The 12,782-nt window shown below is 58.9% G+C and carries 11 protein-coding genes; 7 read left to right on the top strand and 4 right to left on the bottom strand.

Going from position 1 to position 12,782, the window contains the following annotated elements; genetic code table 11:
- The first annotated feature begins 309 nt into the window (after nt 1–309).
- The gene (locus CFU_RS05725) at nt 310–1,269 is read left to right on the top strand and encodes a sugar-binding transcriptional regulator (protein ID WP_014005089.1); all 960 of its coding nucleotides are present in this window, start codon (nt 310–312) and stop codon (nt 1,267–1,269) included.
- Nucleotides 1,270–1,361: 92 nt separating this feature from the next.
- On the opposite strand, the gene CFU_RS05730 is transcribed toward CFU_RS05725, so the two are convergent.
- The 3 genes from CFU_RS05730 to CFU_RS05740 are packed head-to-tail and all read right to left on the bottom strand — an operon-like array spanning nt 1,362 to nt 3,753.
- Nucleotides 1,362–1,658: a DUF6587 family protein gene (locus CFU_RS05730; RefSeq protein WP_014005090.1), complete on the bottom strand. Its 297-nt coding sequence runs from the start codon at nt 1,656–1,658 to the stop codon at nt 1,362–1,364.
- Nucleotides 1,655–3,493, bottom strand: coding sequence for a ferrous iron transporter B (feoB, locus tag CFU_RS05735; protein WP_014005091.1), 1,839 nt, complete (start codon nt 3,491–3,493; stop codon nt 1,655–1,657). Before feoB ends, CFU_RS05730 begins: the two co-directional genes overlap by 4 nt.
- A gap of 11 nt (nt 3,494–3,504) precedes the next feature.
- A complete protein-coding gene (locus tag CFU_RS05740; protein ID WP_041741369.1) occupies nt 3,505–3,753 on the bottom strand; it encodes a FeoA family protein in 249 nt (82 codons plus the stop codon).
- Nucleotides 3,754–4,067: 314 nt separating this feature from the next.
- Here CFU_RS05740 and CFU_RS05745 point away from each other — a divergent pair, with 314 nt between their 5' ends.
- Nucleotides 4,068–5,198 (top strand): ABC transporter substrate-binding protein, encoded by a 1,131-nt coding sequence (locus tag CFU_RS05745; RefSeq protein ID WP_014005093.1) that lies wholly within the window; start codon nt 4,068–4,070, stop codon nt 5,196–5,198.
- A gap of 1 nt (nt 5,199) precedes the next feature.
- Here CFU_RS05745 and CFU_RS05750 read toward each other — a convergent pair whose 3' ends face one another.
- The gene (locus CFU_RS05750; protein WP_050808487.1) at nt 5,200–6,180 is read right to left on the bottom strand and encodes an aldehyde dehydrogenase family protein; all 981 of its coding nucleotides are present in this window, start codon (nt 6,178–6,180) and stop codon (nt 5,200–5,202) included.
- A gap of 577 nt (nt 6,181–6,757) precedes the next feature.
- Here CFU_RS05750 and CFU_RS23215 point away from each other — a divergent pair.
- The 5 genes from CFU_RS23215 (at nt 6,758) to CFU_RS05775 (ending at nt 12,760) form a co-directional block, all read left to right on the top strand.
- The gene (locus CFU_RS23215; protein ID WP_081466417.1) at nt 6,758–7,228 is read left to right on the top strand and encodes a transposase; all 471 of its coding nucleotides are present in this window, start codon (nt 6,758–6,760) and stop codon (nt 7,226–7,228) included.
- A 401-nt stretch (nt 7,229–7,629) separates the two neighbouring features.
- Nucleotides 7,630–9,276: a glycosyltransferase gene (locus tag CFU_RS05760; RefSeq protein ID WP_050808489.1), complete on the top strand. Its 1,647-nt coding sequence runs from the start codon at nt 7,630–7,632 to the stop codon at nt 9,274–9,276.
- The gene (locus tag CFU_RS05765) at nt 9,273–10,598 is read left to right on the top strand and encodes a glycosyltransferase (RefSeq protein WP_014005098.1); all 1,326 of its coding nucleotides are present in this window, start codon (nt 9,273–9,275) and stop codon (nt 10,596–10,598) included. The genes CFU_RS05760 and CFU_RS05765 overlap by 4 nt, the downstream gene beginning before the upstream one ends.
- A gap of 109 nt (nt 10,599–10,707) precedes the next feature.
- Nucleotides 10,708–11,850, top strand: a complete 1,143-nt coding sequence (locus CFU_RS05770) for an acyltransferase family protein (RefSeq protein ID WP_014005100.1) — start codon at nt 10,708–10,710, stop codon at nt 11,848–11,850.
- A 106-nt stretch (nt 11,851–11,956) separates the two neighbouring features.
- Entirely contained in the window at nt 11,957–12,760 is an 804-nt protein-coding gene (locus CFU_RS05775; protein ID WP_202946136.1) for a class I SAM-dependent methyltransferase, read from the top strand.
- Nucleotides 12,761–12,782: the final 22 nt, after the last annotated feature.

A 12,782-nucleotide genomic window follows, 5' to 3' on the forward strand; every position in this document is an offset into this window, starting at 1 on the left:
ATGCCGACTTGCGCGGCTTCGCGTTATCACTTTCTCAGGCGGCATTGATTGCGGGTCGCCTGGAAAATTCTTTAACGTTGTCTTTTGCTTGTGTCTTGCTCGTGCTTTGCTGTTTCAAATATTGAGCAAAAGACTTTTCGTTGAGCAAATAATCATGCATGATTCAAAGCGTGTCAAGATTTAGTTCTGCTGCATTGCACTATCTGGGACAATTCCTGGGTTGAATGCCAAAAACAAGGCAGTAGCGGCCCGGGCGGTGCATGTTGCGCAGACGCATGCCGGGCGCATCATGCCAAAAAAGGAAATCAGATGGCAAATGAAAAACTGGATCTCGCCGCGCGCGCGGCGTGGATGTATTACGTGGCCGGCAATACCCAGAACGAAATCGCCGACCACCTGGGAATCTCGCGCCAGATGGCGCAGCGGCTGGTGGCTTATGCGCGCGAATCGGGGCTGGTCAAGGTCAGGGTGGAACATCCGGTGTCGACTTGCCTGGAGTTGGCGGCCGCCTTGCAGCTGCGCTACGGCCTTGAGCAATGCCATGTGGTGCCGAGCATGGGGGCGGGCGACAAGGTGGTCGACGACGCCGGCGTGCAGCAGATGCTGGCGGTGGTCGGCGCCGAGGTGATGGAGCGTTATCTGCAGCAGGAGACGCCGCTGGTGGTGAACGTCGGTTCGGGGCGGACCTTGAAGGCCGTATTGGAGGCGGTCACCGAAATGGAACGGCCGCAGCACCGGATCGTGTCGATGGTGGGGGCGATTGCGGCCGACGGTTCATCGAATCGCTATGACGTCGCGCTTACCGCCGCCGACAAGATCCAGGCCCGTTTCTTTTTCCTGCCGGCGCCGCTGGTGGCCGACAATGCCGAAGACATGCGCCAGTGGTGCAGCCACCGGGTATATCGCATCGTGGCCGACCTGGCGCAGCATGCCGATGTCACCTTTGTCGGGGTCGGCACCATTGCGCCGGGCTGTCCGATGCACGAAGACGGCTTCATCACGGCAGAAGAAGTGGCGCAATTGCAGGGATACGGGGCGGTGGGAGAAATGATCGGCCACGCCATCGCCGGCGACGGCCGCCTGATCGCATCGCCGCTGGAAGACCGCGTCACCAGCCTGCCGCTGACCTCGCCGCCGACACGCCCGGTGATCGGCATGGCAGGTGGCGTCAAGAAGGCAGAAGCAATCCGCGCGGTGCTGCGCGGCGGCTGGTGGTCGGGCCTGATCACCGACGAATACTGCGCACGCTACGCACTGCGGGACGAGTAATTAATTAGGGTCAGAGTCGAATTGTTTAGGGCCAAACAATTCGACTCTGACCCTAATTAACGGCCTGCGGAGTACATGCGTCTTCGGATTGATTATTCGCGCGAACGTTCATGGAACTGCAGCGGCTGTTCGTCCGCCGCCGAGGTCGGACTGCAGCCGGTGGCGCACGTGCCGCATCCGCTATCGCATCCTCCCGCCGCGGCTTGCGGCTGCAAACGCTTGCCGATCGCGCGCAATGTTGCGGGGCGTGAGGAGGCGCTCAGGGAACTGGCCAACGCTCCCTGCCAGCGCTGGCTGGTAGCCGGCATCAGCCGCCGGCAGGCATAGACCAGGCTGGCGGCTACGGCGACGCCGATCACGATGGCCTGGATCACGAGAAACGGCGTCATGTCAGCAACCTCGTGATCTGATAGGTGAGGAAAGCCGCCAGGTAAGCCAGGCCGAACAGGTAGGCGGTGGCGACCGCAACGATCTTCCAGGAATTGGTTTCACGCCGCATCACCGCCAGCGTCGACATGCATTGCGGCGCAAACACATACCAGGCCAGCAGCGACAATGCAGTCGCCAACGACCACTGATGCGCAATCACCTGCCCGAGCTGCGACGCGATCGCGTCTTCGCTGCCGGACATGGCATACACGGTTCCCAGCGCCGATACGGCCACTTCGCGCGCCGCCATGCCGGGCACCAGCGCAATGCAGATCTGCCAGTTAAAGCCGATAGGGGCAAACACGTATTCCAGCAAATGGCCGATGCGGCCGGCCAGGCTGTAGTCGATGGCAGGCAAGGTTGCGCCCGGCGGCGGGCCGGGGAAGGTCGACAGGAACCACAGCAGAACCGTGAGCGAGAGGATGATGGTGGTGACCCGGCGCAAGAAAATCAGCGCCCGTTCCCACAGGCCGATGGCGATATTGCGGGCGCCGGGCAAACGGTAGGACGGCAGTTCCATCAGCAAGGCATGTTCGCTCTTGTCCTTGCGCACGCGCTTGATGATCCAGGAGACGGCCAGCGCGCTGACGATGCCGGCCACGTACAGCACGAACAGCACGATGCCCTGCATGTTGAACAGGCCCCACACGCCGCGGTTCGGAATGAAGGCGGCGATCAGCAAGGTGTACACGGGAAGCCGTGCCGAGCACGTCATCAGCGGCGCCACTAGGATGGTGGTCAGGCGGTCGCGCGGGTCCTGGATGCTGCGGGTGGCCATGATGCCGGGAATCGCGCAGGCGAAACTCGACAGCAGCGGGATGAAGGAACGGCCGGTGAGTCCGGCCTTGAACATCATGCGGTCGAGCAGGAAGGCGGCGCGCGGCAGGTAGCCGGATTCTTCCAGCACCAGGATAAAGAAAAACAGGATCAGGATCTGCGGCAGGAACACCAGCACCGTGCCCAGACCGCCGAAGATGCCGTCGCTGATCAGGCTGCGCAGCAGGCTCTCAGGCAGGGCCGCAGCAACCCAGGCGCCGACGGCGCCGACGCCGGCCTGGATGCCTTCCATCAGCGGCTGCGCCCAGGAAAAAACCGCCTGGAAAATGAAAAACATGATGGCCGCCAGCAGCGCCAGCCCGAACACCGGATGCAGCACCCAGCGGTCGATGGCGTCGTCGATCATCGATGTATTGCGTGGCATGGTGACGGCTGCCGCCAGCATGGCGCGCACCTGGGCATGCAAATCGTCGTCGACGCCGCCGGTTGCCGGCGCCGGTGCGCCCGCCTGGTCCAAATGCTGGATCAGTTCGCGTGCGCCGCCGCTGCGCACCGCCACGGTTTCAATCACAGGAATGCCAAGGCGGCGCTGCAGCTCTTCGCGGTCGATGGTGATGCCGCGTTTGCGGGCGGCGTCCATCATGTTCAATGCCAGCACCATGGGCCGGCCCAGCCGCTTGACTTCGAGCACGAAGCGCAGGTGCAGGCGCAGGTTGGTTGCGTCGGCGACGCAGACTACCAGGTCCGGCAGGGCTTCGCCCGGCATCTGGCCGAGGCAGACCTTGCGGGTGATCATCTCGTCCGGGCTGGTTGCTTCCAGGCTGTACGCGCCCGGCAGGTCGAGCAGCTGGAACGCGCGCCCGGAAGGTGCGGTGAAGCGGCCTTCCTTGCGTTCCACCGTGACGCCGGCGTAGTTCGCCACTTTCTGGCGGCTGCCGGTCAGCTGGTTGAACAGGGCGGTCTTGCCGCAGTTGGGGTTGCCGACCAAGGCAATGCGGAGGGAGGATGCGCTAGACATGATGCCGGGATTCAGGAGGCTGGATTAGCAGGGTTGACGTGGACTCGGTGCGCTTCGGCGCGACGCAGGGCAAAACGGGTGAAACCGATCTGTATCATCAGCGGATCGGCGCCGACCGGGCCGCGCGCCACCAGGCTCACGGCTTCGCCATGGACGAAACCAAGCTCGCGCAAGCGTTTGGCGATCGGGTCCAGCTCCAGCACGTCCTCTACATATTCAATCACTGCGGGCGTAAACGGCGTCAAATCACAAAGTCTCATACAAAAGCCATGATCAATAATGATTCTCATTATATACATTCATGGCTGCGGCTTGGCGAACAAAACAAGGGCAGACCTGCTGGTTAGGCCTCATTCTTGCTAGGTTTTTTGCTTATCTTGCCTGGATGCCACTTTATTGCCTTGCTGATTGGAAAAATAATATAGCTTGCTTGACAGTATTGCTCTCTTTGCGTTTTACTTGGCGCAATTTTCTGCACCGCAACAAATTCTCCGATGATTTTCGGTAGCGCTAACATCGGATGTGTCGAATTTTGCAATGAAATAATTTATCTAAACGAACAATCGGATTCCGCATGCGACTTCATAAAATTCTTGTCCTGTCATCCTTGCTGCTGGCAAGCGCATTCTGCCGCGCAGAGAGCGGCGTCACCGCCACTACCATCACTCTGGGCCAATCGGCTGCGTTCAGCGGTCCTGCCAAGGAACTCGGCAAAGGCATGCATGACGGCGCGCAAGCGTATTTCGACCAGGTCAACGCCAGCGGCGGCGTGTTCGGCAGGAAAATCATCCTCAAGACCCTGGACGACGGTTATGAGCCGGACCGGGCGGCGGCGAATACCCGGCAGTTCATCGAACAGGACGACGTGCTGGCCTTGTTCGGTTATGTCGGCACGCCGACTTCGAACGCCTCGATTCCAATCTTGACCAAGGCCAAGGTGCCGTTCTTCGCGCCGTTTACCGGCGCCCAGTCGCTGCGCGAACCGTTCAACCGAAACATCTTCAATATCCGCGCCAGCTATTTCGCCGAGACTGAAAAAATCGTGCAGCAGATCACCACCTTGTCGTTGAAGAAGATTGCGGTCTTTTATCAGAACGATGCCTATGGCAAGGCCGGCCTGGAAGGCGTGACGCGGGCGCTGAAGAAGCGCGGCATCGAGGTTGCCGGGCTGGGCACGGTCGAGCGCAACAGCGTGGATGTCAGCGCCGCTGTCGCCAAGATCCGCCAAAGCCAGCCGCAGACGGTGATCATGGTCTCGGCCTACAACTCCAGCGCAGCCTTCATCAAAGCCATGATTGCGGCCGGCAGCCCGCCGTCGTTCTGGAATATTTCCTTCGTCGGCAGCCAGCAGCTGGTGAATGCGCTGGGCAAGGACGCCAGCGGGGTGCAGATTGCGCAAGTGATGCCGGCCCCTTGGGATGAAGTCAACGGCATCGTCAAGGAATACCGCAAGTACTACCTGCAAGACGGCAAGAGAGAATGGGATTACGTCAGCATGGAAGGCTTCATCGCGGCCAAGGTGCTGGTGGAAGGCCTCAAGCGCGCCGGCAGCAGCCTGTCGCGCGAGAGCCTGGTCAAGGCCTTGGAAACCATCAATCACTATGACGCCGGCGGTTATTTTGTCACCTTCAGCCCGAGCAGCCACAACGGCTCGGAATTCGTCGACCTGACCATGGTCGCCAAGAGCGGCAGGTTCCTGCACTGATTTATCCAGCGTCCGCCATGACCACGTGTTTTATTTCCTGAAACGCGTGCGGGCCCCAGGGGCCGAGTGCGCGGCCCAGGCTGCTTTTTTTCATGCCGCCCCATGACGCCTGCGGAAAAATCACCTGCGGGCTGTTGACCCAGACCAGGCCTACCTCCAGCGCCGCCGACACGCGGCTGGCGCGCGCGCTATCCGACGTCAGTACGGTCGCCACCAGGCCGTACTCGCTTTGATTGGCGACTGCAATCGCTTCCTGTTCGTTGTCGAAGCTGTTGATGCACAGTACCGGACCAAAGATTTCCTCACGCCAGAGCGGGCTGTCGCAGGGCACATCGACGAAGATCGTCGGTGCCACAAAATATCCCTTGGGCATGTCTGGCGGTTGCGTGCCGCCGGTAAGCAGCTTGAGTCCGGCGGCCACTCCCTGCTGGATGTATTGCTGCACTTTCTGATGCTGCCGGCGGCTGCTCAAGGGACCCATTTGGGTTGCGGGATCCATCGGATCGCCAACCTTGATCGATTCGACGCGCTGTTTGAGGCGCGCCGTGAAATCCTGGGCAATGCTGCGTTCAACCAGCAGCCGCGAGGTGGCCGAGCACATTTGTCCGGCGTTGAAAAATATCCCGCCGCAGACAATCTCCAGCGCCAGTTCGATAACGGCGTCGGCAAACACCAGCGCCGCCGATTTTCCGCCCAGCTCCAGGCTGATCCGCTTGAGGTCGTCAGCCGCTGTTTTCATCACCGTCTGGCCGACTGCGGTGCTGCCGGTGAAGGAAACCTTGCGTACCGCCGGATGGGAAACCAGCGGCGTGCCGGCCTCGGCGTCGCTGGTGACCAGGTTGAAGACGCCAGCCGGCAATCCGGCCTGATCGATGATCGCCGCCAGCGCCAGCTCCGGCAATGGCGTTATCTCCGATGGCTTGAGCACGACCGTGCAGCCGGCCGCGAGTGCCGGCGCCACTTTCCGTGTGGTGGTCACCATCGGAAAATTTCAAGGCCCGATCAGGGCCGCGACGCCGCACGGTTCATGTCGCAGCGTTGCGCTAAAGGCGGCGCCGGGCAGGGCCACGGGCTGGTCCTGATGGTCATCAAGTTGTATCGCACGCCGGCACGGCGATGGCAGCGCCTGCAAAACCTCTGCAATATTTCCCGGTTTCAAGGATATGGATTGGACGCCCATTGTTAACCTGATGGGCTTAGGCACCTGAGGTTGCCGGTGGCTCTGCATGAAACCGGCAGGCAATAAAAATTAACCAAGAGAAATAGTTAAATCAGCTTTGTTTTCTTCAGGAAAGAGTAGGTGTGCATTTAACGTCATTGGACGGTTAAATATTGTTAATTTGTGTCAACGATAGTTAAAGATTGAGTTTTTTAGTGGTTTCATAAGCCTCTTGCTTTTACTCTTTGCTTGCGTGCTGCCGCCGGATTTAACAAACCGGTGAATGTATAGCGCAGGGTTAACCGACTGGACCTGGACAAGCGATTTCCAAAAGAAAAAAGATTTGCCAAGAGGCAATTCGATGCGCCTGCTCCATGTTCAACAATCAAAGAGTAAACAGATGCAGAAAATTGATGGCGTTCTTCGAGATGATCAGTGGGAGAAACTGGAACCTCTGCTGGTCGGGCGGCCAGGGGATTCCGGGATGTGCGGCCGCGACAATCGTCTGTTCATGGAAGCGGTGTTATGGGTTGCGCTGAAATCCGGCTCATGGAGCAATCTGTCGCCCGAATTCGGCCGCTGGAGGACCAGCTACATGCGGTTCCGGCGCTGGACCAAGGCCGACGTCTGGCGGCGCCTGGCTGAAAACCTGGTCGACGACCAGGAGCTGCAAGTCATGCTGGGAGCGATTGTCGACCTTGGCGACGAACATACCCGCCTGAATACGGAAAGATCGATCCGGCGCACCAATGTGAAAATTTATGGACGGGCCCTGGCTTCCGCCGCGGGCGCCAACGTAAAACCGGTGCGCGCCGACGAATTGTCTTCGTCGTGGGTGTGGCTGGTCACCAATGACAGCCCGACCGGCTGATCTTCAATAGAAAAACTGCCGGTTGCTGGCGCTCCCCGCGCTACGTTCTCATGCAACCGGTATCATCCGGCGCCCGCAGCCTATGCTGGAGTGTGTTGGTATTTTGCAATCTTCCCCTCCTCTAAGTTACATAGAGACACAATAGGGTTCCTGCTCTAAAGCCGCGCCTCATCGCACTACCGCCGTGCGGTATCAGGTATTATCGGCAACCATAGGGGCAGTGTTTGATAGGAAACTTTCTGAGCGATACGCCACACGGCTGCCGCTGCGCCTCCTCTATACATAACAAAGAATGGCCCTTGCTAAGGGGCTGAGACAAGTCTGGACAGTAATATGCCAAAGCCGCTGGCGGCTGGGGCATTGGTTTGGGCGATTAACATTCGATTAAAAGTACGATTTTGATGAATTTCATTCTGTATTCGGATATTGGCGAAAGCACGATCGATAAAAGCCTTGGTTTGCCAGAGTACAGCTATTACTTTGTCTTAAAAGCTTTTCGCACCGTTTTGGCCGAGCTCGGCACGGTTACATTGGTGCGGCACCCGGAAACCGAAGTCGACCCGCTGTTTGAAGAATGCCGGCAGCGCGGCGAAGAATGCGTGTTCCTTTCCTTTTCCCCGCCGAACAAGACCCAGATCGACCTCGAGTGCCCGACGGTGTCGGTGTTCGCCTGGGAGTACAGCAATATTCCCGATGAGATGTGGGACGACGATATCCGCAACGACTGGCGCGTGGTGTTTGCCCGCCATGGCCGAGCGATCACCTTGTCCAGCTATACCGCGCGGGTTGTCAAAGAGGCGATGGGCGCGGCATTTCCGGTGCTGGCGGCGCCAGCGCCGTTGTGGGAACAGTTTGCCGGCGCCCGCTCGCGGTTTGGTGCTAAATTGCCGCCCGGAGAAAGCGTGCTGCAGCTGCGCGGCACCGTGATCGACAGCCATCTGCTGGGTTTGTCGGCAGACGGCCTGATCGCCCACATCACCTTCCCCGAGGCGGAGGATGAGGAAGAGCTGCTATCACCGCCGCGCGCACCTGCGCCGGAACCGGCATCCGAACTGCCGCCGCAGTTGGCGCCCGAACCCCAAGTCCAGCCTGAGTCCGTGGCGCCAGCCAAAAACCTGCGTTACCGGCTGGCGGTCACCAAACGCCATCTGCTGACGTGGTATCGCGAAGCATTGCGCGACCTGCTGCCTTTATGGCTAGCCAGGGCAGTGGCGGTCAGCGGACGCAGCGGCAACGCCATGGCGCGCGCCATTATGGGTTATGAACGCCGCACGGCTCCGCAGCTGGAGTTGCCGGTCGAGCCGCCGCAATCCCCAGCACTGCCACCTGCACAGCCGGAACCGCCGCCGGTGCCGGTAATTGAGCCTGGCCAGGTGCTCGAGCCTGAAGCAGTGGTCAATCTGGACGGGGTGGTCTACACCTCTATCCTCAGCCCCAAGGATGGCCGCAAGAACTGGTTCGACATGGTGACTGCATTCTGCTGGACTTTTCGCGATGTCGAAGACGCGACGCTGGTGCTGAAGATGAACGAGCGCGACCTGTCGCGCTATCACAATACCTTGCTGACCTTGCTGTCGCAGCTGGCGCCGTTCAAGTGCCGGGTCCTTACCTTGCATGCCTACCTGGACGACCCGACTTACGAAGAACTGATCGGAGCCACCAGTTATTACGTCAACACCTCCTTGTGTGAAGGCTTGTGCTTGCCGCTGATGGAGTTCATGTGCTGCGGCAAACCGGTGATTGCGCCGCAGCATACGGCGATGGAAGACTATATCGACGATCGCGCTGCCTTCGTCATCAAGTCCGGCCTCGAACACAATGTCTGGCCGAACGATCCGCGCGACCTGTTCCGCACCTTGCGCTACCGTCTCGACTGGGAGTCGATCTGTACGGCATACAAAGATAGCTATCGGATAGCAAAACAGCAGCCCGAGACATACCTGGAAATGAGCAGGCACGCCATGGCGCGCCTGGAGTCCTTCAGCTCGGGCGCAGTCGTGAAAGAACAGTTGCGCAGTTTCTTTCAGCAGGCAGGGGCCGCCAGATGATTATCATTATTTATTCAGAGACCAACGCCGGCTCGATTGCTTCCAATCTCGGCTTGCCCGAATACAGTTACTACTTCGTCCTGAAGGAATTCAGGCCGGTGCTGGAACAGCTTGGCATCGTGGTGGCCGTCAGCGACCCTGCACGCGAAGTGGATGAAATCTACCGGAATGCCCTGGCGCATGGCGAGTCCTGCGTCTTCCTGTCGTTTTCGCCGCCGCACAAAACCGTGGTCGACCTGGCCTGTCCGACCATCCCGGTATTTGCCTGGGAATTCAGCACGCTGCCCAATGAAACCTGGTTTGGTGAGCCGCGGCACGACTGGCGTTATGTGTTCGACAAAGTCGGCGCTGCGATTACACACTCTGCATTTACCGCCGATACGGTGCGGCAGGCGATGACGCCGGAATTCCCGGTGGCGTCTATCCCGGCGCCGGTCTGGGACCGGTTTGCCGCGATACGTAAAAGACTGTCGATTGCCAATCATCCCGACGGTGTCGACCTGCATGTCGCCGGCACCGTGATCGACAGCCGTACCGTCGATCTTTCCCCTTACAGCGTACCGCGCCGGCGCGATCCCAAGCCGAACCTGGTGCGGCCACCGGTGCTGGCCCGGCGCGAGCCGGTCAAGGTCCATATCGATGGCGTGGTGTATACCTCGGTCTTCAATCCGTATGACGGACGCAAGAACTGGTACGACATGGTCAGCGCTTTCTGCTGGGCGTTCCGGGATGCCGAAGACGCCACGCTGGTGCTGAAACTGACTCACCACGATGTGCGCATCGGCATCGACAACCTGTTAGAGAACGTCTATAAGCTGACGCCGTTCAAGTGCCGGATCCTGCTGATCCACGGCTATCTGAGCGATGCCGATTACGAGAGCCTGGTGTCTGCGACGACTTACGTCCTGAATACCTCGCATGGCGAAGGCCAGTGCCTGCCATTGATGGAGTTCATGTCCTGCGGCAAGCCGGCTATTGCGCCGCGCAACACCGCGATGGCCGACTATATCGATAACGAAAATGCTTTTGTGCTGGACTCCAGCACCGAACCCAGCCATTGGCCGCATGACCCGCGCCAGGCATACCGCACCCTGCGTTACCGCATAGACTGGGGCACGCTGCTGGCCGCCTATCAGGACAGTTATCGCGTCGCCAAGCAGGACCCGGACAGATATTGGCAGATGGCGGAACACGCAGTACGGCGCTTGCAGCGGCATTGCTCGCACGCCGTGACCAGAGAGCGCTTGCTTGCTTTCTTTGCGAACCATCCGCGGATGAATGGCAACGGCGTTGCCAAGATGGTGGAAAAGGCCGGCGCATGAAGAAAATTCTTGCCGACCGGCTGTGCCCGGCTGACCGCTGGCAGCAAGATCATGCGCCTGGCGATCATCGCCCGCAAACTGGACGGTAGTCATCGGGAGCCGATCGCACATGAACCATCGGATTAAAGACATCGAATTATTGCGCGGGATCGCCGTGCTTTTTGTGTTGTTCGAGCATACGCGGTTCAATTTGATCGGACAGCCAAGCGAAGTTCTTGACTATGTCTATCGTCATTTTGGATTCTGGACCGGGGTCGATTTGTTTTTTGCGATTTCCGGTTTCGTTATCGCCAGGGACTTGATTCCGCGGCTCAACCGGAGCGCAAGCCGGCAGGAATTTTTTGCGGTGGCGGCTAAATTTTGGATCAGGCGCGCTTGGCGTCTGTGGCCTTCCGCATGGCTCTGGCTGGCGCTATTGTTGCTGGCGGCGGTGGCTTTCAGGAAATCGGGCATATTCGGCTCGCTGCAGGCAAACCTGGACGGCAGCCTTGCAGGGATTTTGAACTATGCAAATTTCCGCCTCGCCTTCAAGTTCGGCCGCGAAGAACTCGGTCCGGCTTTTCCGTATTGGAGCCTGTCTCTGGAAGAGCAGTTTTACCTGTTGTTGCCAGTTGTGGCTTTCATCTGTCGCCGCTGGATTTCCGGTGTATTGATTGTCCTGGTAGCGTTGCAGTTTTTTGCATCTCGCCATCAGTCGTTGTTGCTGATGAATACGCGATCCGATGCGCTGCTGCTGGGCGTGCTGCTGGCAATATGGAGCAAGCACGGCAGTTATCGCTGGCTGGAGCCGGTTTTTCTCAAACAGCACAACTGGATGCGTTCTGTTTTCCTGGTGATTTTGGCAGCCGGCCTGGCTGTAACCGGAGCGGAGCAGCATCAGGATTTTCGCTACTGGGTGGGTTTCGTCGCCTTGCTCTCGATCGTACTGGTTTGGATTGCCTCCTACGATGCAGATTACCTGATGGCTGACAATCCAGCGAAGCGCGTGCTGCTATGGATAGGCAGTCGTTCCTATGCCTTGTATCTGACACATATGCCGGCCTATCTCATGAGCCGCCAGATCTGGTACTGGATCGCCCCTATGGATACCGTTTTTGACCAAACCTACAACGCCAGGCTGGTATTGACGGCCCTGGTGCTGCTGCTGGCATTCAGCGAACTTAATTACCGTTTTATTGAAGTCCCCCTGCGTGCACGCGGCAAACGAATTGTCGACCAGATGGGCAAGCCCCAGTTCCAGTTCCAGACGTAGTTCACTTGCATCAGGAAGCATCCATCGATAACAGTGAAAGCAAAATAGTATGCGAGACATGTTCAAAAAGTTTTTTGGCGTTCGAAAAACGGAAACGGTGGTTCCTGTGACGCCGGCCCCTGCACCGGCACCAACGGTATCGGTTCCGGCGCCGGCCGCCGCGATCGATTCCTTCCATATAGGCTTGCGTGATGCCTTGGCCAGCGGATGGTACCTGCATAAAAGCAGCGAACTGTATCGCGGCTTTTTTATCAGCGCCGAAGATGTGGTGCTCGATATCGGCTGCGGCGATGGCGGTAATTCGCTGTTCTGCGCCAACCACGGCGCGCACGTGATCGTCGCCGACATCGATGCGGACAAGGTGGAATCCACCATACAGCGTCTGGCGCAAACGCCAGCGCGGCTGGTGCAAGGGTTGGTGGGCGACGCTAATCCCTTGTTGCTGGATGATGGCATAGCGACCACGGTGATCTGCATGGAAGTACTGGAGCACGTCGACGATACCGCGCAGTTTTTGAGTGAACTGGCCAGGGTTGGCAAATCGGGCGCGCAATACCTGCTGTCGGTGCCGGATCCGGTGCAAGAGACTTTGCAGAAGGGCGTGGCGCCGGCTTCGTATTTCGAGAAGCCGAACCATATCCGCATCATCCAGCGCGATGAATTTGAAAAGATGGTGACAGACGCCGGCCTGGTGATCGAAAGGCACGAATACTATGGCTTCTACTGGTCAGTCTGGTGGCTGTTTTTCTGGATATGCAAAGTCGACCTGAACAATGCCAGCCATCCCTTGCTGGATAACTGGGCAAAAACCTGGGAAGCGCTGATGGACACGCCGAATGGCGAACAGGTGAGGCAGGCATTGAACGATTTCATGCCGAAAAGCCAGGTCATCATTGCGCGCAAGCCGTGACCGAAAGCAGGGCATCGGGCGT

The sequence above is a fragment of the Collimonas fungivorans Ter331 genome (assembly GCF_000221045.1).
Lineage (GTDB): Bacteria > Pseudomonadota > Gammaproteobacteria > Burkholderiales > Burkholderiaceae_D > Collimonas > Collimonas fungivorans_A.